18 protein-coding genes are annotated in these 19,838 nt (G+C 69.4%); 7 read left to right on the top strand and 11 right to left on the bottom strand.

Annotated features, from left to right (window positions below; genetic code table 11):
- Nucleotides 1-115: 115 nt before the first annotated feature.
- The 4 genes from DY245_RS18850 to DY245_RS18830 all read right to left on the bottom strand — a co-directional run bounded on the left by DY245_RS18850 (nt 116) and on the right by DY245_RS18830 (nt 5,214).
- On the bottom strand, nt 116-904 hold the full coding sequence (locus DY245_RS18850; protein WP_425329408.1) for an alpha/beta hydrolase: 789 nt from the start codon (nt 902-904) through the stop codon (nt 116-118).
- Nucleotides 905-1,659: 755 nt separating this feature from the next.
- A complete protein-coding gene (locus tag DY245_RS18845; RefSeq protein WP_128508411.1) occupies nt 1,660-2,256 on the bottom strand; it encodes a hypothetical protein in 597 nt (198 codons plus the stop codon).
- Nucleotides 2,257-3,442: 1,186 nt separating this feature from the next.
- Nucleotides 3,443-4,297 (bottom strand): ABC transporter permease, encoded by an 855-nt coding sequence (locus DY245_RS18835; RefSeq protein WP_128508410.1) that lies wholly within the window; start codon nt 4,295-4,297, stop codon nt 3,443-3,445.
- Complete coding sequence (locus tag DY245_RS18830; RefSeq protein ID WP_128508409.1) at nt 4,294-5,214, bottom strand: ATP-binding cassette domain-containing protein; 921 nt, start codon at nt 5,212-5,214, stop codon at nt 4,294-4,296. The genes DY245_RS18835 and DY245_RS18830 overlap by 4 nt, the downstream gene beginning before the upstream one ends.
- Before the next feature lie 259 nt (nt 5,215-5,473).
- Between DY245_RS18830 and DY245_RS18825 the strand changes: the two genes are divergently transcribed.
- Together DY245_RS18825 and DY245_RS18820 are read left to right on the top strand one after the other, a co-directional pair.
- Nucleotides 5,474-6,598, top strand: coding sequence for a sensor histidine kinase (locus tag DY245_RS18825; protein WP_244943120.1), 1,125 nt, complete (start codon nt 5,474-5,476; stop codon nt 6,596-6,598).
- The gene (locus DY245_RS18820) at nt 6,595-7,257 is read left to right on the top strand and encodes a response regulator (RefSeq protein WP_128508407.1); all 663 of its coding nucleotides are present in this window, start codon (nt 6,595-6,597) and stop codon (nt 7,255-7,257) included. The genes DY245_RS18825 and DY245_RS18820 overlap by 4 nt, the downstream gene beginning before the upstream one ends.
- Before the next feature lie 371 nt (nt 7,258-7,628).
- Here the strand turns inward: DY245_RS18820 and DY245_RS18810 are convergent, their stop codons facing one another.
- From DY245_RS18810 to DY245_RS45290, 3 genes are all read right to left on the bottom strand, one after another.
- Entirely contained in the window at nt 7,629-7,838 is a 210-nt protein-coding gene (locus DY245_RS18810) for a hypothetical protein (protein ID WP_128508405.1), read from the bottom strand.
- A gap of 401 nt (nt 7,839-8,239) precedes the next feature.
- Nucleotides 8,240-8,341 (bottom strand): CRISPR-associated endoribonuclease Cas6, encoded by a 102-nt coding sequence (locus DY245_RS48310; protein WP_425329410.1) that lies wholly within the window; start codon nt 8,339-8,341, stop codon nt 8,240-8,242.
- 238 nt (nt 8,342-8,579) lie between these two features.
- On the bottom strand, nt 8,580-8,756 hold the full coding sequence (locus DY245_RS45290; protein WP_220377916.1) for a hypothetical protein: 177 nt from the start codon (nt 8,754-8,756) through the stop codon (nt 8,580-8,582).
- 391 nt (nt 8,757-9,147) lie between these two features.
- On the opposite strand from DY245_RS45290, the gene DY245_RS18800 reads away from it, so the two are divergent.
- Both DY245_RS18800 and DY245_RS18795 read left to right on the top strand, forming a co-directional pair.
- A complete protein-coding gene (locus tag DY245_RS18800; RefSeq protein WP_128508404.1) occupies nt 9,148-10,491 on the top strand; it encodes an ATP-binding protein in 1,344 nt (447 codons plus the stop codon).
- Complete coding sequence (locus tag DY245_RS18795) at nt 10,488-11,615, top strand: tetratricopeptide repeat protein (RefSeq protein ID WP_128508403.1); 1,128 nt, start codon at nt 10,488-10,490, stop codon at nt 11,613-11,615. The genes DY245_RS18800 and DY245_RS18795 overlap by 4 nt, the downstream gene beginning before the upstream one ends.
- A gap of 110 nt (nt 11,616-11,725) precedes the next feature.
- On the opposite strand, the gene DY245_RS18790 is transcribed toward DY245_RS18795, so the two are convergent.
- Both DY245_RS18790 and DY245_RS18785 read right to left on the bottom strand, forming a co-directional pair.
- Complete coding sequence (locus DY245_RS18790; protein WP_244943119.1) at nt 11,726-12,748, bottom strand: recombinase family protein; 1,023 nt, start codon at nt 12,746-12,748, stop codon at nt 11,726-11,728.
- Nucleotides 12,749-12,913: 165 nt separating this feature from the next.
- Nucleotides 12,914-13,396, bottom strand: coding sequence for a MarR family winged helix-turn-helix transcriptional regulator (locus DY245_RS18785; RefSeq protein WP_128508402.1), 483 nt, complete (start codon nt 13,394-13,396; stop codon nt 12,914-12,916).
- A 125-nt stretch (nt 13,397-13,521) separates the two neighbouring features.
- Between DY245_RS18785 and DY245_RS18780 the strand changes: the two genes are divergently transcribed.
- Nucleotides 13,522-14,244 carry a dienelactone hydrolase family protein gene (locus DY245_RS18780; protein ID WP_425329407.1) on the top strand — a complete coding sequence of 241 codons (723 nt, stop codon included), beginning with the start codon at nt 13,522-13,524 and terminating at the stop codon, nt 14,242-14,244.
- A 254-nt stretch (nt 14,245-14,498) separates the two neighbouring features.
- Here DY245_RS18780 and DY245_RS48305 read toward each other — a convergent pair whose 3' ends face one another.
- On the bottom strand, nt 14,499-14,726 hold the full coding sequence (locus DY245_RS48305; protein ID WP_425329409.1) for a Tn3 family transposase: 228 nt from the start codon (nt 14,724-14,726) through the stop codon (nt 14,499-14,501).
- 11 nt (nt 14,727-14,737) lie between these two features.
- Nucleotides 14,738-15,124 (bottom strand): Tn3 family transposase (locus DY245_RS47545; RefSeq protein WP_280524982.1); only part of this gene is annotated, 387 nt, incomplete at its 3' end.
- A gap of 45 nt (nt 15,125-15,169) precedes the next feature.
- On the opposite strand from DY245_RS47545, the gene DY245_RS18765 reads away from it, so the two are divergent.
- Both DY245_RS18765 and DY245_RS18755 read left to right on the top strand, forming a co-directional pair.
- Entirely contained in the window at nt 15,170-17,566 is a 2,397-nt protein-coding gene (locus tag DY245_RS18765; protein ID WP_244943118.1) for an Orn/Lys/Arg family decarboxylase, read from the top strand.
- A gap of 694 nt (nt 17,567-18,260) precedes the next feature.
- Nucleotides 18,261-19,490, top strand: a complete 1,230-nt coding sequence (locus DY245_RS18755; protein ID WP_128508400.1) for an epoxide hydrolase family protein — start codon at nt 18,261-18,263, stop codon at nt 19,488-19,490.
- The last annotated feature ends 348 nt before the right edge of the window (nt 19,491-19,838 follow it).

Below are 19,838 nucleotides of genomic sequence, written 5' to 3'. Positions count from 1 at the left end.
GGCCGCCGACGGCCGCACTGAGCCGGCCGGCGCGGTCCGCGCGGGGGCGGTCCGACGGCGCCGCGGCCTGCTCGGCCGAGAGCGGCCGCGTGACAGCTCGGCTACCCCAACACGCTCATACGGCAGGTCGGCTCCTCGTACCGGACTGTGCGAGGAGGCGTCGGAGCCAGCGAGTACGGGCGTTGCGTGCGTCCTGGCTGAGGGCTGCCCGCGGTGCCAAGCTGTCGAAGCCGTGGTAGGCACCGGGCCATACATGCAGTTCGGCCTGGCCGCCGGCCTGCCAGATCGCGTTCGCGTAAGCCACGTCCTCGTCCCGGAACATCTCGGCCGACCCGACCTCGATATAGGCCGGGGGGAGTCCGGAAAGATCCGTGGCGCGGGCGGGGGCCGCGTAGGGCGGCAGGTCCGCAGCGCCGTAGCGGTCACCCAGCAGTGCCTTCCACGCGGTCGCGTTGGAGGTGAGGTCCCACATGCCGAGGCCCGTCATCTGATGGCTGGAGAAGGTGCTGTCGCGGTCGTCGAGCATCGGGCACAGCAGCAGTTGCCCCAGTGGCCCGGGACCGCCGCGGTCACGGGTCAGCAGGGCGAGGGCCGCGGCGAGCCCGCCGCCGGCACTCTTCCCTCCGATGATGATGCGGTCCGCGTCGATGTCCAGTTCGGCCGCGTGCCTGGCCGCCCAGACGAGTCCGGCGTAGCAGTCCTCCAGCGGTCCCGGGTACTGAGCCCGCGGTGCCAACCTGTACTCGACCGAGATGACAGCCAGTTCCAGCGGGAGGGCCCATTCACGAAGAATCCGCGGAAGCACGGACCATGCGTTGCCCGTGATCATTGCGCCTCCGTGCATGTAGTACAGCAGCGGCAGCGGCCCGACGAGCCCGGAGGGCCGCGCGCTCACGAGCGTCACGTCCGGTCCGTCCGGCGGTCCCGGCACACAAAGCTCCGCCACCTCGAAACGGCCGTCGGCGCGAAGGTCCTCGGCCGTCGGCCTGGGCCGGGTCGCGGCATCCCGCTCTTGCCGAGCCCCAAGATTCTCCGGGGTAACCGCCTCCCTCGGCTCCTTGCCCATGGCCGCCAGCACGACGCTCAGTTCAGGGTCGAAAGGGGGCACCGCCTCCGGTGTCGGGACACGGCCGGACTCCGACGGCGCACGACGGACACTCATGCCCCACCCCCGGTCGGACGGGGACACCGGCCGGCATCCCGGCCGAAACAGCTCGGCTGCACATACGTGCACCTGGGGAACGCTCGCGTCAGATCCATACGGCGTAGCCAATCACCCCGCCAGGCGGCACCGCTGCTCAAACCAAGACCTCAGGCCAAGACCATGGCCCGGACCGCCGTCAGAACCCATGAACATTGATTCCTCCATTGATCACTTGCGGCTGCTCAAACTCGTCGACAAACGCTGTCGTTGAAAGCGAACAGAGCCAGATACTGAACGTCATCGGGCCGCACGGATCTCGCGCCCCGCCGTCGTAGTGCGGCGCAGGCCCGGAGACCGAGGTACGGGGCGGCGCCGGTGGAGTGTCACGGCGGGGGCCGGCGGCAGAGGCCCATCTGGGCATCCCACAGGCGAACTTGTTGAGGTGACACAACCCCGGCGGGAAGAAACAGCGAACCCTCAGTCGGCCGGTGGGGCCCGCCCTGTCATCGAGCCCCTCAGCGCAGTGTGTGCCGGAGGGTGGTGACCAGCCGCTCCCATGCCTGGGCGTCGCTGGGGTCGGTCATCCGGAAGGCATCACAGACCGAGCGCATGCCGCCGTTGTGGTGAGAGGCTCCGGTCAGGTACGCCCATACGTAGATGCGGGCCTCGTAGCGCTCCTGCATCCATCGGCGGGACGGCTGTTGTTGGGCCTGGACCCAGTCGCGGTCCTGTGCGCCGTCTCCGGCGCAGGCGCGCAGCAGGACGTCGTTCCATTCACCGAGGCCGGAGTGGGGCACGGACTCCAGGACCGCGTCGCGGAACCAGCCGCGGAGTCCGGCGTCATCCTTTGCGATGCGATCCTGGCCGCCGCCGTCGACGAGTCGGCCGACGAGCTGGCCGAGCTGGGCCACCGGTTCCAGGTCGCCGGACCACGTGTAGTTGACGGCCTCGAAGACCCGCCAGGTCTGTTCCGTCCAGCAGCCACGGCACGGATAGGTGCTGGTGCCCCAGCCCGCGCCGAGCCGGACGGCCTGCCAGAACTTCATGCCCTTGTTGCTGACGAACTTCTTCCCGGTGGTGCCGGTCAGCCGGTGGGGCAGCAGGCCCGCCACCCACGGGTGTGGAGGTGCGAAAGCTGTAGCGGCCCAGGCAGTTGAGATTCGCGTGGCGCAGCGGGGACATAAGCCGGGCCACGTCCTCGAACAGGCCCCCGTGCTCGCGTGCCTCGGCTTGCAGAGCCCGCAACGCGGTGAGGTCGGCGTCCAAGTAGCGGAACGTCCACAGCACGGCGGCTACCGAGACGACCTCCCGCCTCGCCGAACCCGTCCTGCTCGGTCCCATTGCTCTCGCCGTACGCGCACGTGTCAAGCGGTAGACAGCGCCGTTCGACGTATCGCCCCCAGATATCGCTACCTTCCTGGGCCGATGACCTGGGCTGGCCAACCGCGAGCCCAGCACGAGCATTCCGTCACCTCGACGTCCACAATTCGTCGGTGAGCCGCCAGTCCGACTGGAAGAGGTAGCCGCCGGCCAGATGCGCCGGCAAGGTTGCGCAGAACAGCATCAGGCCGCCACCGCCTCGGTCCGCGACACCTGTCGCGCACCCACCGGCCACGGGCACACACCGCTGACCGGCGCGGCCATACGCTTCCCGGGCTCGCACTCTGAGGGTCCCTGAGAGAACGCGCGGTGCATCGCGTGCCTGACGGAAGTCCGGTAGAAACAGAAGTCGGCCGGGGCCGGCCTTTGTGCCGGACGGGATCTTCGCCACGTCGCTCCAGCCTCCGGCTTCGGCGGGCAGGACTCGCTGGCATCCGTCGGGCCCCGCGAGACAGATCCCTCGATCCGGCGATGGCACCACACCTTTTGCGCTCGATACGGTGGGCCGCACCGGCACTGAGCTGCACCAACCCCTAGCGCCCGCGCTCACGCAACAGGCCGAACCCCGGAGAATGAAGTGGGGCGTGTGGTACTTCGCCGTGGTCTTCGCGCCGCGGGTGCGGCACGGACTCCCCGCCGGGGCTTCACACTTCGGACCGGCGTTTCGTTCCTACCGCAAGAGCAGTTTGATCGGGCGTCAGGTCCACCCCGGGCAGGGGGGCAGAACTGTCTTGCAGAACACCGGAGTTCTGAGAGGTTTCTGCGAACGGCGACCTGCCGAAACGTGATCGGCTCCGGGCCTCTCGCAGAACTCTCGCAACTGGTCATTCATGAGAGGCCCTCATCGAGACTGTGACAAGCTTCCGAGGCCTCGCCCCTGTGCCTCCAGGGCGTGATAGGCGTGCCCCGGAGGCACGTTCACACGTCGCGGTGCCTCACGACGGCCACTGCGAGTGTGACTGCGATCAGCGGCCAGAGCGCGTACACGATCCATGAGCCGGGGACCGTGGCGGTGAACATGTGGGCGTCGGGCGACGGCCCCCAGTTCTGGACCAGGCGCTTCCAGGCGGCGACTACCATCGTGTGGTTGATGTCGGCGGACCAGCGCTCGCTCTGCGAGAAGAGCGTGGGCAGCATCAGCAGTGTGAAGACGCTGGTGACCATGGTCGCGGCGCTGTGCCGGATCCAGACGCCGAGGCCCAGGCCGACCAGTGCGCAGACCGGGGCCAGCAGCGCGGATGCCACCAGCGCCCGGAGCACCCCGGGGTGGGTGAGGGGGACCCCGGCGTGCTGCCCGTTCAGGATGGCCTGGGAGACCAGGAAGGAGCCGAGGGAGATGGCCGTGCCGACCGCGGTCCAAAGCGCGGCGGTCACGACCGCCTTGGCCAGCACCACCGCACCGCGGGCTGGGACGGCCACCATGGTGGTGCGGATCAGGCCGCTGCTGTACTCGCTCACGACGGTGATGGCGCCGATGCTGCAGGCGACGAGCATCAGCGTCATGTAGCCGGCCGGCGTATAGGCGTCGAAGGGCAGGAAATCGTGGGGCTGCCGCGTGGCCGGGCCGGCTTCGGCGATGTGCTTGTAGTCCGCCAGCGCCGCCACGGCGGAGGACCCGATGACGAACAGGGTGGTGAGTGCGATCGTCCACGGCGTGGAGCGCAGGGACCGCACCTTGATCCACTCGGAGGCGAGCAGGTCGCGGAAGCGGGCGGGCGGCTCGGCGACGGGCGGCGCCGAGGTGGTCGGGGCAACGGAGGCGAGTGTGGTCATCGGGGCTGTCCTGCCAGGTATTCGACGCTGTCGGCGGTGAGTTCCATGAAGGCCTCCTCCAGTGAGGCGGTTCGGGTGGTCAGCTCGTGCAGCGTGATCCGGTTCTCGAAGGCGAGCTCTCCGATCCGGTCCGCGGGCAGCCCGGTCACGGCGAGCCTCTCGGTGCCCGCCGAGCCCTCCACCTCGACCGACGCGCCGGCTGCGGTCAGCACCGCTGCCAGCTCGGCGGCCCGCGGTGTGCCCACCACGACGCTGAGGCGGGTGCTCCGGGCCGCGAAGTCCGGTACCGACTCGGCGGCGATGAGCCGGCCCCGGCCGATGACGACGAGCTGATCGGCGGTGCTCTCCATCTCCGACATCAGATGGCTGGAGAGGAAGACCGTGCGACCTTCGGCGGCCAGGCGTCGGAAGAGGCGGCGCACCCAGAGCACGCCCTCCGGGTCCATGCCGTTGACCGGCTCGTCGAACATCAGCACGGGCGGGTCGCCGAGCAGGGCGGTGGCGATCCCGAGCCGCTGCTTCATGCCGAGCGAGAACCCGCCGATCCGGCGGCTCGCCGCCTCGGCCAGCCCCACCTCCTGCAGCACCTCGTCCACCCGGCGCAGCGGGATGCCGTTGCTGCGGGCCAGGGCGGACAGGTGGGCCGCGGCGCTGCGTCCGCCGTGGACCTGGTTGGCGTCGAGGAGGGCGCCGACGTGCCGCAGTCCGCGCGGGTGGCTGCGGAAGGGGACGCCGCTGACGGTGGCGGCGCCGCCGGTGGGCGCGTCCAGGCCGAGGATCATCCGCAGGGTGGTGGTCTTGCCGGCTCCGTTGGGGCCGAGGAATCCGGTGACCTGGCCCGGCCGCACGGTGAAGGACAGATGGTCGACGGCGGTCTTGCTGCCGTAGCGCTTGGTGAGTTCGTTGACTTCGATCACAGGGGTAACGCTGCCGGGAGGGTCCCCGTCCGGTCATGGGGCCGTGGGCGGCAATCGCGTGGCCGGGTTAGCCCACGGGCGTACGTCCCCGGGCCGATGCCGCGCGGGCAGCGGCTGATTAGTCTCGCGGCATGGACGCCACACCGACCACCCCGTTGCCTGGGCGCGTTTCGCCTCGCAACCTCCCTCTCGAAAGGGCACATCGCCGATGATGAGAACGAAGGTCATGGCCTGGGTGGGAGGTGTCCTGTACCTCTTCATGCTGGCTCTGCTGGCGGGGGGCGCGACGCGGGCTTCGGGCACGGTCCACGCTGTCGGGTCACTGCTGGCTCTGAGCCTGCTCGTCGGGGTGCTGCGACGGATGCCGCTGCTGGCTCTGGCCATGACGCTCTTCGGGGCCACTGCCGTGGTGGTGGGCACTCCCAGCTCCGTCCATGCGCACCTGGCGGTGTCGTATCAGGGCCAGTTTCTGTCGTATCTGGCGGTGGACCTCGTCCTGGGCTTCATTGTCGCCACCAGCACGCGGCGAGCTTCGATCGTCGCCGTGGCCGTATCTTTCGCCGTCCAGCTCTTGGTCATCGGCAGCTTCGCGTACGGGGACAACCTGACCGTCAACGGCGTGATCGCCCTCTTGGCGATGGCCGCATCCTGCATGATCGGTCTGCTGAGTCGCGAGCGCCGCGAGCACGCGGTGGCGCTGCGTTCGCAGGAGGTGGCCGAGGCCGTGACCGCCGAACGACTGCGGATCGCGCGGGAGCTGCACGACATGGTCGCGCACAGTATCGGCATCATTGCCATCCAGGCCGCGGTGGGCAGCCGGGTCATCCAGACGCAGCCTGCGGAGGCCCGCGAGGCACTGCGAGCCATCGAGGCCACCAGCAGGGAGACCCTGTCGGGCCTTCGGCGCACGCTGGTGGCGCTTCGTCAGGCCGACCTGGGCGCGGCGGCCTCGTGGCAGGCACCTCTCGCGCCCGCGCCGGGTCTGGCGGACATCGAACGGCTGGCGGCGGCGACTGCGGACGCGGGGGTACGGGTCGACGTGCGCCGCAGTGGGGAGCAGCGTTCTTTGCCGGCCGACATCGACCTGTCTGCCTACCGTATCGTGCAGGAGGCGCTGACCAACGTGGTCCGCCACGCGGGCACCGGGCGTTGCCGGGTGGCCATCGACTACGGGGACGAGGAGCTGTCCGTGGAGGTCGTCGACGACGGGCGTGGCGCCACTGAGCACGGCTCGGCCCACGGCTTTGGCATCGTAGGCATGCGGGAGCGGGTCGGCCTGCTGCACGGCCACCTCAGCGCCGGGCCGCGTCCCGAGGGCGGCTTCCGGGTGGCGGCGCGGCTGCCACTGCCCGAACCCGTCGGAGTTGTGGTGGAGGCCCGATGACCGTCCGGGTCGTGCTCGCCGACGACCAGCCGTTGGTGCGGTCCGGTCTACGCGTGATCATGGCCGACCACCCCGACCTGGTGGTCGTCGGTGAGGCCGCCACCGGCGCCGAAGCAGTCCAACTGGTCGAGGACGTCAGCCCCGACATCGTGGTGATGGACATCCGGATGCCCGGCATGAACGGGATCGAGGCCACTCGCCTGATCACCGCCGGTCCGGCGACCACGCGCGTCCTCGTCCTGACCACCTTCGACGAGGACGACCACGTCTACGGCGCGCTCCGGGCCGGCGCGAGCGGCTTTGTGGTCAAGGACATGGCGCTGGACGACATCCTCGCGGCGATCCGCGTGGTCGCCGCCGGCGACGCACTGATCGCGCCGGGTGTGACGCGCCGTCTGATCGCGGAGTTCGTCAGGCGCCCCGCGGCTGCCCCGGAACGCTCCCGACGATCGGTCGAGAACCTCACCGAGCGGGAACGGGAAGTGCTGACCCTGGTCGGACGCGGCCGGTCGAACACCGAGATCGCGGAGGATCTCTTCATCACGGTGGCCACCGCCAAGTCGCACGTGTCACGGCTGTTCACCAAACTGGGCGCCCGGGATCGGGTTCAGCTCGTGATCACCGCCTATGAGATGGGGCTGGTCACGCTGCCTCGCTGAGCTCTTCCCTGGGCCCATGGTGAAGTCGGAAATGTCGCGTTGCTGCGTCTCGTGTACGAGCCGCTGGAGTGTTGCTCGGCAGGGCGAAGCAGGCCGAAGTGGCTGATGTGGGCCCGGTGCGGCCCGCCCCGCGGCGGGAACAGGTCCGCGAACTCCTCGTCGGTGAGCAACCGTCCCAGCTCGTCCCGGTCCCGGATCACCAGGCTCCCCTTCGGCCGCACAGACGTCGTCAGCCACCCCATACGACAACGTCGGCCTTCAAGACCACAACCAGGTCTTGAAGGCCGACGTCACAGGACCCCGCATTACCCCACAACGGCCCGGGGTGGTTCCGGGGCCCGGTGGCTGAGCACCATGCCAAAAGCTGTATCTCAGCCGGTGATCGGGCCCAGGGGGATGTCCGAGACAGTGAGGCTGAGGGACTTCACGGAGCCGCCGGTCAGGACAGGCACGCCATTGGGGCCCGGGGCGAACGTGGCGGTCAGGCCCTCCACGGAGCCACCGACGGAGAGGCCACCCGCGACGCTGTCGAGGTCGGCATCGGCAAGCTCGCGGGTCTCAATGCGGGAGGTGTTGCTCATGATGATGAGCGTCCTTCTTCTCTAGTGGTGAGTCGCAATGCATGGCGCACTGCAGCGGGAACCCCTTGAATGACCCCCGCCATGCGCCAGATTGCACGCTCGCGTGGGGCGTGGTGAATCAAACGCCCCACCCTTCACGCTCTGCACACACGAGGTCTTGAAGCGGAACGTCGACTTCACGCAGGACCCCGAATTAGCCAACAGCATCCCTCCCGGACGGCGGGCCGACGGCGCGGACGGGCTTGAGACCTACGGGCCACCGACGAGCCACCGGTGAGCTGGCACTCGTACGGCAATGCGTACCCCGGCAAGGGCCGCGAGAGCGTACGCACCGACCCGCTGCAACGGATGCGGAGTCAGCACCACCCTCCGCAGGAAGGCAAGTTCCTCCTCTTCGACCGTCATACGCTCACCCATCCAAAGCCGGCGGAATTCGCCTGCCCCAGCCCCCAACTCCACAACGCCCGAAGGGTCTTCGGCGGACCGGACAACTCCACCTCCACCGCAGCACCGAGCTTCAACCCGCCCCCACCGCGAAGGACCGCTTCGGCCCGATCCAGCCCACCGACTCCAGTTCCACACCCGGATCCAGCCCCAGCGTCTCGGCCTTCCGCCGTAAATTCCCCTGCATATAGGCAGGCCACTCCGGCTGCATATAGGCAGGCCACTCCGGCTCCGAAGGCAGCACCCACGCCTGCCGCGTGGTGTGCCTACCGTCCTCGTCGCGACCCGAGCCCTTCATCACCACCGGCGTCGCCGTACGCCACCGCACGCGCCCCCAGCGAACTCCGGCTGCTCCACGGATTTCACACCCGTGATGCGAAGCGCCACACCGCCCCAGTCCAGCAGCTCCCGCTGCACAAGTCCGTGGGCGAGAGCGTCGACGACCTCGGGGAAGGGGCTGCCGAACTCCGCCACGCCCGGCCCGCCGGCTGCGTACCGGCCTCGTCGACGCCGTGCCGTAGGAAAGACCGGTGCCCCATGACTGAACATCCTCAGCGGGTATGTCCCTGGCGCGATATCCAGGCAACCTGACAGCCACACGCCGGCTCAGTGCCTGGCGCGCCCACCAGAGTCGATGAGAATGCGGCCATCAAGCTGTCAGCGACTTCGCTGCCACCGCCCGCTTCCCCACCCCGGCTGCAGGGATGGCATCGACGCGGCATGCGCCCCGCCGGCAGCAACACGGGCACTTCTCCCCCAGGTCCTCGCCGCTGGTGGGCCATGTGACCTCCCCGCAGCAGGTTGTGCGCAGAGCACATCAAGGGCGCCCGCAAGTCACTCGCGTCGGCTCCGTAAAGTGTGGGCCATGTCGGCGGAATCCCCCCTGATCAAGAGCATGCGCACCGCCGTTGCGGCGGCGCCCGATGACGTACCCCTGCGGCTGCACCTCGCCGAGCTGCTGCTGACCGCGGGGCACGGTGACGCCGCGGTGGGGGAGGTTGCTGTGGCGTTGCAGCACGCGCCCGGTGATGTCCAGGCACGCGAGTTGATGGTCCGGGCCCTGGCAGGTGCTCCGGTAGCCACACCTGGCGAAGCCGCGCTTCCCGCGCCACCGCAGTCGCCGGCGCCCGGGCAGCCTCCGGCCTCCGCAGTCGTCCCGCCGCAGGACCCAGCCGCCGGGCACCCTCCGGCGCCGGCCGACGCCTCGGGCCGCCCGGGCTTCGACTGGAAGGCCGCTGAGGACCAGGTCGGTGATGCCGTGCCGCCCCGGTTCGTTGAGGCGCCGCTCACCGTCGACGGCGGCGGCGATGCTGGGGACGCCGCAGCCTGGGACGTGGAACGCCCGGGGGCCGTCCGCCTCGCCGATGTGGGCGGCATGCACGAGGTCAAGGAGCGGCTGGAAGCCGCCTTTCTGGCGCCGTTGCGCAATCCAGAGCTGCGCCGCCTGTACGGCAAGAGTCTGCGTGGGGGGCTTTTGCTGTACGGGCCGCCCGGCTGCGGCAAGACCTTCATCGCGCGGGCCGTCGCCGGTGAGCTCGGGGCGAACTTCCTGTCCGTGTCGGTCAACGATGTGCTCGACATGTGGATCGGCAACTCCGAGCGCAACATGCACGAGCTCTTCCAAACCGCCCGCCGCCAGGCCCCGTGCGTGGTCTTCCTGGACGAACTGGACGCGCTCGGCGGAAAGCGCAGCCGCACCCAGAGCAGCGGTATGCGCAACACCGTCAACCAGTTGCTGACCGAGCTGGACGGCGTCGAGGCGGAGGCGAACGAGGGCGTGTTCGTGCTCGCCGCCACCAATGTGCCCTGGGACGTGGACATCGCCCTGCGCCGCCCTGGCCGGTTGGACCGGACCTTGCTGGTGCTGCCGCCCGACGGGCCGGCCCGGGAGGCGATTCTCCGCTATCACCTGCGTGAGCGGCCCATCGAGAACGTCGACCTCGGCAAGCTCGTCAAGGCCACCGACGGCCTGTCCGGCGCCGATCTGGCCCATGTGTGTGAGGCAGCGGCCGAGCAGGCGCTGCTGGACTCGGCCCGTACCGGGAGCGTACGCCTGATCGGGATGAAGGACCTGCTGGCCGCGGCGGCGCAGATCGCGCCCTCGACGGAGCCCTGGTTCGCGTCCGCCCGCAATGTGGCGATGTACGCGAACGACGGCGGGATGTACGACGACCTGGTGGCCTATCTGAAGAAGAAGCGGAAGCTGTGACTGAACTGAACTCGGCCGTCGAACAGGCCCAGGCCCTCATCGATTTCCAACGTTACGACCAGGCCCGGGCCCTGCTGTCGCAGCACCTCACCGAAGACCCCGGCGACATACGCGCCTGGATCAAGATCGGCTACTGCCACCTGAACACGGAGCAGCCGGAACAAGCCCTTCACGCGGCTGACGAGGCCCTCAAGCTGGCTCCGGAGGACTTCGGGGCACTCATCCTGCGCGCCCAGGCGATGACCAGCGGGCCCAACGGCTCATGGCGCGAGGTCGAGCCCGTACTGCGCGAAGCGGTCCGGGTGGATCCGCAACACTGGTACGGCTATGCGAAGCTCGCCGACGCCGTGTCCCGCATGGCGCTGCTCCGCTACGTTCAGGCATCCGGCGTCAACGACCTCCGGAACCATGACCTCGGCCACGTCATGCGCGAGGCGTCCGACCTGGTCATGGAGGCGCTGCGGCTGGGCCCCGAGGAGGTCTACGCCCACGAAGTCGCCCTGCAGATCGCCAACTGGTCGAGCAACGCCACCCTCGCCGACCAGCTCGAACGCGCCATCCTCCGGCTCGACCCCACCCACGCCGAGGCCCTGACCGCGCAGACGCACAGGGCCGCCAACGCCCCGGGCGTCAAGGCCGCCCAGGCCGCCGACTTCTACGCCACCGGGCTCGCCGCCGCACCGGACTCCACCGAGATGCAACGCGGCCTCGACCAGGCCACGTACCGCATGCTGCGCGGGGTGCGCTGGCTCGCTCTGCTCTGCGTCGGCCTCGCCGGGGCGGGGATGGACCTGTTCGCCGTCGAGGGCGAGGTGCAGCGGGAGTTGCCGCTGCCACTCGGCCAGCGCCTGTGGGACCTCGTGCCGATGACCGCCATCTGGCTCGTCGGCGCCCTGCTGCGCTACCGGCGGCGGCGCGCCGGCGTCCGACTCAACGTGCAGTCACTGATACGCCGCCGCCGGTGGGCCCGCATCGTGGTGGCCCAGGCTGCCTGGGCCATGCTGTGCGCCCTGCTGATCACCCAAGTCCCGTGGGCGGACCGGCCGTTGCCGCAGGTGCTGTTCTGGGCCGGGCTCGCGCCGACGTTCGCCACAATCTGGTTCGACCGGAAGAAGACCCGGTGAAAATGCACGCCATGGTGTGAAAAGCGCGACCGACACCGTGCCGTCCTCGCCAACGACCACCCGCTCGCCCAGCTGCGCCAGGATCCCCTGCGTCCGCGCCCGGTCGAACGCTACGGCCAGGCCCCCGAACCATGGTGCTTCGGGGGCACCCGGCTGGAAGAAGAGCACCCGGGAGCGTGACGAGACCGGACGGTCATCTTTGGGGCATGACCCAGATACGCCAGAAACCCGCCGCAGGATGATCTTGAGCGTCTGACGGGTCGTCTACGACGCCGAGACCGCAGCGGCCTGGTCGTCGTGCTCGCGCAACATTCGCATGACGGTGGCGGGCGAGGGGGCTGTCCCTTCTTCGCGCCCGTGGTGATGATGAGCCGCTTGGCGATGTCGCGCAGGCTCATCTCCTGATCGCGCAGGTGGAGGGCCATGGACAGCATGTCCTCGTCGGTGACGCCCGCGCCGCCGACGGTCTTGCCGCGCTTGCGGGCGGACTCGTGACCTTCGAGGGTGCGGTCGCGGATGTACTCGCGCTCCATGCCGGACATGGCCGCGAGCACGGTGAACACGATGCCGGAGGGGTCGTGCGAGCCCTTCAGTTCCCCGGTGAGGAACTCCAGGCCGACGTCGCTCGCCTTCAGCTCTTCGGCGAGCATGGCGAGTTCGATGCCGCGGTCGAGCCGTTTGTGTTCGTGGACGACGAGGGTGACGCGCACGCCGGAGGAGCGGATCTCCCCGGCGAGCTTCACGGCGGCCTCCAACTCGGGGCGCTTCGTGGCGCGGGTGGAGATCTTCTCGGAGAAGACCCGGGTGACCCCGGATTCGGCGAGGGAGTCCAACTGGGCGTCCAGGGACTGCCGCGCGGTCGAGGCGCGGGCGTACCCGAGGCGGACGTGCCCGACCGGCTCGGTGCCGGCGCTCGCGGGCCGGGGCCGCTCGGTCCACGCCGAGCCCGGCTTGCGCACGGCGGGGGTCGGCACGTTCAACGCCTTGGCGAGTTGGGGCACGAGCCGGAAGCGGGCGGTGTGGTACTGGATGGCTACCTTGCCCTTCCCCGTGCGGCAGGGCGAGCCCGCCGGAGCGGCGCAGGTGGACATCGGGCAGGCGTGCGCTTCCACGCGCTTGACGTCGTCGCTCACGACCCCGGACCGTTTCATGAGGGTGTTTCAGACGTCCAGCCGTTCGCAACAACTCATGAAACATGATCGCCGCAGGTAGACCGCCGGACGGCGGGGTGTTTCACGAGCGACCACCTATGAAACAGCGCCCCGGGCAGCGTTGATGTCGGATGCCACTACGCGGGGTCAGGAGGTCCGGGTGTGGTGGTCCAGCAAGCGGGTGAGCAACTGCACGAGCTGGTCGCGTTCGGCCGGACTCAGCGGCGCGAGCAGTTCGTCGTGGAGGTCGTCCAGGACCTTGTCGAGGCGGGGTAGGCGACGGCGGCCTCGGGCGGAGATCGTGATGATGTTGCGGCGCCGGTCGTCGGGATCCGGCACCCGCTCGACGAGGTCACGCTCGGCCAGTTCGTTGAGCACGCCGACCATGTCGCTGCGGTAGATGCCGCTGCGCCGGCTCAGCTCCGCTTGGCTGCCCGGCCCGTATTCCTGTAGTGAGGCGAGCACGGCGTAGTGCCACTTGCGGGCGTCGACCTGGGCCAGCCCCTCGTTGATCAGCCGGTCCGACCGCGCGGTCAGCTGCGACAACAGTCGGCTCGCCTGTCGACGCAGCCTGTCGGGCGTCTTGCGCGCGCCGTCGTCGGGCATGTCCGCGGCTTCGGCTCTGGTCATGGCGCCCATTCTACCCGTTGCGTTAGTTCGACTAACGATGTACGGTCACTCACACCGAAAACGTTAGTGCAATAAGCGTTAGTTCGGTGAACTCCAAGGAAGGAAGATCCGCTATTCCCACCAAGATGTTGCAGATTCCCACCACGGACGGCCAGGCCGACGCTTTCGCCGCCTTCCCCGACCGTGGCGAGCGGCACCCAGGGGTGCTGATGTACGCGGACGGCTTCGGCATCCGGCCCGTGCTGAAGGAGATGGCCCGCGAACTGGCCGGGCACGGGTACTACGTGCTCGTCCCCAACTTCTTCTACCGGCACGGCCCGGCACCGGTGATCGAACTTCCCGAGCACATCGGAGAAGAGGTCCGGCCCGCGGTTTTCGCCCAGCTGATGCCCTTGATCGAGGCGCACACCACCGGACGTGTCCTGAGCGACGCCGACGCCTACCTCAGGTTCCTCACCACCCAGCCCGAGGTCAGCGCCGGACCGGTCGCGGTGACCGGCTACTGCATAGGCGGCCTCCTGGCGATGCGCACCGCCGCGGCCCACCCCGGCCAGGTGGCCGCCGTCGCCGGATTCCACGGCCCCGTGAGCGCCGACGGGCCCGAGAGCCTCTCCAAGCTCACCGCCCAGGTCCACCTCGGCCACGCCGAAGGCGACATGACGCCCGAGGCCCTCGGCGAGCTCAACCAGGCCCTGGATGCCGCGGGTGTCGGCTACACCTCCGAGATCTACCCCGGCACCGTCCACGGCTTCACCATGTCCGACACCGACGCCTTCAACCCCGCCGCACTGCAGCTTCACTGGGACCGCCTGCTCCCCCTCCTCGGCCGCACCCTGGCCAACGGCTGAGGCTCCGGCCCGGAAATCAAACCTGAAGTGCACGGCTCCGCAGCCCGCAGCTCGCACGCCAGCCGCAACGTGGACGCGGCGCCGGGACCTGGCGATCGTGGTCATGCGCCGCGATCGCGTGTACCTGGTGACAGCTTCCTCAACGACGAGCCGGCACCGCGCCGGCCGCACCCTGCGCAAGGTCAGTGGTGGCGGCGCTGGACCAGCGCCCGAACTGTTGAGCGGGCAGGAAGAAGCCTTCCTGTGAGACGTGGTCAGGCGGCCTGGCCGTAGCCGTCCGGGGCGGGCGGGCCGCCGCCGCGCAGCGGGCTGAAGTCGACGCCCAGGTGCGGGTCGTACGCCTCGGGCTGGAGGCCGAGTTCATGGGTGGAGTATTCGCCGAAGCGGCGGATGTGCTCGGTCAGGTACGGCGAGATGTGCGCCAGGTCCTCGGGGTCGATGACGTGGCCCTCCTCCTGGAGCCGGCGCACGATCTCGGCGATGTCCAGGGCGNGCCCTCCTCCTGGAGCCGGCGCACGATCTCGGCGATGTCCAGGGCGTTGTGGAAGATGACCGCGTTCGTGAGCAGAGCATTGAACTTCGCGGTCTTCTCCTGCTCGACGGGGTCGTTGTCGGTGATGACGCCACCGTTGCCGAAGCCGATCCACTGGGAGAAGCCGTTGAACGCCTCGACCTTGTTCGTGGCCGCGGTCACCCGCCGGCGCAGCGGGGCATCCGAGAGGTAGCGCAGGCCGGCCCTTGGGTACTGCGGCTTTCTTCGGCGCGTGATGCGACCCGGATCGGCAGCCTTTTGCTCGGTGTTTCCCTCATCGGGGTGGTTTCGACCTGGTCGCTGGGTCGCTGCCGGTGATCTTCCGGTTGCCTCTCGGGCATCACGCATGGTGCGGACCGGCAGACCATGCGCCGACATGCGCAGAGGGGCACTATGACAGACGCGACGGTTCTGTTCGCGGTACGCGAGTTCCCGGAGAGCGGAGGTACAGGAGCCGAGCAACTGCGCAGGATCCACAGGGAGTTGGAGACCTCCGGTTTCGAGGTGCGCTGGGCCTCCACGCGCGACGACGCCCAGGCGGTGCTGCGTACCGAGGCGGGCCTGGCCGCCGCCGTGGTGGACTGGGATCTTCCGGAGGATGGCAAGACCGGTGGCGAGCCGGGCGGTGCCGAAGTGCTGCGCCAGATCGGGCGGCGCTTCCAGAATCTGCCGGTCTTCCTGGCCACGGCCGGCGAAGACCTGGAACACCTGCCGCTGTGGGTGGCGGAGACGGTGATTGGCTACATCTGGCCGCTGGAGGACACCCCGACCTTCATCGCCGGACGGATCGCCAGCGCCGCCCGCGCCTACCAGCAGGACCTGCTGCCGCCGTTCTTCAAGGCGCTGCGCCGCTTCGACCACGCGCACGAGTACTCCTGGCACACCCCTGCCCACTCCGGCGGTGTCGCCTTCCTCAAATCCCCGGTCGGCCGGGCCTTCCACGACTACTTCGGGGAACGGCTGCTGCGCAGCGACCTGTCGATCTCGGTCGAGGAACTCGGTTCCCTGTTCGAGCACACCGGCCCGGTCGGCGCGGCGGAGCGCAACGCCGCCCGCGTCTTCGGCGCCGACCGCACCTACTTCGTACTCCACGGCGACTCCACCTGCGACCGGATGGTCGGTCACTTCAGCGTCACCCGCGACGAGATCGCGCTGGTGGACCGCAACTGCCACAAGTCGGTCCTGCACGGCCTGGTCCTCTCCGGAGCCCGGCCGGTCTATCTGGTCCCCACCCGCAACGGCTACGGACTGGCAGGTCCCCTGCCGCCCTCCGAGATCCAGGCGCAGTCGGTCGCTTCCCGGATCAGCCGCAACCCGCTGGCCCAGGGCGCGGTCTCGTCCGAGGCGCAGTACGCGGTGCTGACCAACTCCACCTACGACGGCCTGTGTTACGACGCCCTCCAGGTCGCCCGGGCCCTCGCGCCCAGCACGCCCCGGCTCCATTTCGACGAAGCCTGGTTCGCCTACGCCCGTTTCCACCCCCTCTACGCCGGGCGCTACGGCATGGCGGTGGGCCCCGACACCTTCCCCGGCCCCGAACGCCCCACCGTCTTTTCCACCCAGTCCACCCACAAGCTGCTGGCCGCGCTGTCGCAGAGCGCGATGGTGCACGTCAAGCCCGCGCCGCGAGCGCCGGTGGAGCACGAGCGGTTCAACGAGGCGTTCATGATGCACGGCACCACCTCGCCGCTCTACCCGATGATCGCCTCCCTCGACGTGGCCACCGCGATGATGGACGGGCCGCAGGGCCGCTGGCTGATCGACGAGGCGGTGACCGAGGCCATCCGCTTCCGCCAGACGGTCGTACGCGTCGGCCGGCGCATCGCAGCCGCCGGCGACCGGCCCGACTGGTTCTTCGGTGTCTGGCAGCCCGGGACCGTGACCGACCCGGACACTGGCGAGTGTCTGCCCTTCGCCGATGCGCCGGCCGAACTGCTGCGCACCGAACCGTCCTGCTGGCAGTTGGAGCCCGACGCCGACTGGCACGGCTTCACCGGCCTGACCGAGGGCTACTGCCTGCTCGACCCCGTCAAGGTCACCCTCACCTGCCCCGGCATCGACGCCACCGGGCAGATGGCCGACCGGGGCATCCCCGCCCGTGTCCTCACCGCCTATCTGGCCACCAGGAACATCGTGGTGGAGAAGACCGACAGCTACACCACACTCATCCTGTTCTCCATGGGGATCACCAAGGGCAAGTGGGGAACCCTGCTGGACGCCTTGATGGACTTCAAGACGCTCTACGACCAGGACGCACCGCTGGAGCGCCTGCTGCCTGAGCTGGTCGCCGCCCATCCGCAACGCTACACCGGCCAGACCCTGCGCGGTCTGTGCCAGGAGATGCACGACCACCTGCGCGAGGCGCGCCTGGTCGAGCTGCTCGATACGGCCTTCCAGGACCTGCCCGAGCCGGTCACCCCGCCCCAGCTTTGCTACCAGCGCCTCATCCGCGGTGGCACCGAGCGCGTACGGCTGGCCGACGCGGCCGACCGGGTGGCCGCCGCCATGGTCACCGTCACCCCGCCCGGCATCCCCGTCCTGATGCCCGGCGAAAACACCGGCACCCCCGACGGCCCGCTGCTGCGCTACCTGACCGCCCTGGAATCCTTCGACCGGCGCTTCCCCGGCTTCCGCAGCGAGACCCACGGCGTCACCCTCGACCCGGACACCGGCGACTACCTCATCGAATGCGTACGTCGGATCCCGGCCCAGCAAGCCGGCCGCGCAACCGGAGAGCATCAGGAGACGCCGGCGTCGAACCCGGCCGACTCCCGACTGTCCGCAGGCTGACCCCAGGGGCAGCCCCACACCGCCCACCTGGGCGAACGAGGGCCCCGACCAGATCTTGGTCAGGGCCCTCGTCCGGTCCCAGTTGCCGCCGGACAGCCCGTGGACCGATCAGGCCGAATGCTCACAACCTGCCGATCCTGGCGGCCCGTTGGCACGTTGCAGGGCATCGAACTCTAAGCAACGAAGCTTCTCGGGGTCTCAGCCTGCGGCCTCAGGACCGGATCCCTCGGTGGCCTGCTGTTCGACGCGAAGGCTCGACCTGCCCCGACCTGCCGCATCCGCTGGCCCATCGTCTCGACGGAGGCGCGCCACTACGGCCTTGCCGGGCGAGTGCTGGAGAGCCCCGGCCCAGGGCCCGGGGCTGCGTGGGGTCAGCCGTGAGTTGCTGCCGTACTGCACAGTGGTGGTGTGCTGGACGGGGACAGCGATGGCCGTACCCGGTCGACGCGGAAGGTGCGCCAGTCGGCCGGTCGTTGTCCCAGGCGACCAGGTACCGGTGGCGGCCGAAGCTGACCGGGCTGTGCGGCTCGGCCGAGTGGATGCTGTGGCCGTGGCGGGCTGGTGTAGTGGTAGCCGGCGGCGCCCTGGGTGGCGTGCACCGGGTGGCCGAGTTCGCGCGGCCGCTCCCGGCATTCCTCCAGACTGCCCGAAGTTAGGACAGGAACTGACCTCAGCGAGCCGTAGCGTCACAGACATGGCGAAGACAACACCCGGCATCCACTCTTTCCGCATCGACATCCCGCAAGCCCAGCTCGACGAGCTGCACGCCCGTCTGGCCGCCACCCGCTGGCCGGAGGAGCTGCCCGGTGTCGGCTGGAGCCGCGGCGTTCCGGTGACTTACCTCAAGGACCTGGCCGAGTACTGGCGCACCGCCTACGACTGGCGGGCGCACGAGGCGGCGCTCAACGCGCACCCCCAGTACATGACCACCGTCGACGGGCAGAACCTCCACTTCCTGCACGTACGCTCGCCCGAGCCCGATGCCACGCCGCTGATGCTGCTGCACGGCTGGCCGGGCTCGGTGGTGGACTTCCTCGACGTCATCGGGCCCCTGTCCGATCCCCGCGCGCACGGCGGCGATCCGGCCGATGCCTTTCACCTGGTCATCCCCTCGCTGCCGGGGTTTGCCTGGTCCACCCCGCTGGCCGGGCCGGGCATGGGCGCGGCCGCGATGGCCGGGGCGCTCACTCGGCTGATGTCCCGCCTCGGCTACGCGCGCTACGGCGTCCAGGGTTATGACACCGGCTCGTGGGTCGCCCCGGAGATGGGCAAGCAGGCCCCGGACCACGTGATCGGCATTCACGTCAATGCTGTGATCACATTCCCGGTCGGGACCGAAGGCGAGATGGACGGCCTCACCGAGGCCGAACAGCGACGCTGGCAGCAGATGCAGAACTTCAACGACGGCTACCTGCAGTGCAACTCCAAACGCCCGCAGACGGTGGCCTACGCCCTCACCGACTCCCCCGTCGGCCAGCTGGCCTGGATCGTGGAGAAGTTCAAGGAGCTCACCGACCCGGAAGACGGGCTGCCCGAGGACAGCATCGACCGGGATCGCATCCTGACCGAGGTCTCGCTGTACTGGCTGACCGGCACCGCCGCCTCGGCCGCCCAGGTTTACTACGAGGAGATCTCCGCGCATACCTGGAGCGAGGCCGCAGCTGACGACTGGAGCACTGACTCCGCCACCACGCACGACACCGGGTGGGGCGACGGTCAGGACGACTGGGCAGCCGGTCGGCGTGGGACGGTGCCCACCGCCGTACTGGTCTCCACCCACGACGTGACCATCCGCCGCTGGGCCGAACGCGACCACAACGTCGTGCGGTGGACCGAACTCGACCGCGGCGGCCACTTCGTCGCGATGGAAGCCCCGGACCAACTCGTCAGCGATGTCCACGAGTTCTTCAGCACTGTGCGCTGACAGGGAGCCCGAACAGCCCGAACCCTCAACAGGCGGTCGAGCCAGCCCTATCATTCAACGTGCAACCAAGTGGACAGAGGAGCAGGGGTGGGGATTTCAAAGGTCCTCATAAGCGGAGTGGAAAGTCGGATGAATAGGAACCCGACCCGGAGTACCCGGAAGACGAGCCGCCGTACGGCCCGGACCTCAGCGAACGCATGCGCTGCCCCCGCGATTCGTCGCGCAGCAACGCATGGCGCCGGGTCGCTGACCGCTCCGATTCCGCATGTTCTGAGGTAATTTCAGAGCCATTGGCTGGCGACGCCTGTCGCGTCCACGCACGTACTGTACGGCGGGTTGGGCCTTCAC

Origin of the sequence: Streptomyces inhibens (genome assembly GCF_003389455.1) — a bacterium.
GTDB lineage: Bacteria > Actinomycetota > Actinomycetes > Streptomycetales > Streptomycetaceae > Streptomyces > Streptomyces inhibens.
This window is presented reverse-complemented; position numbering and strand designations above follow the sequence as displayed.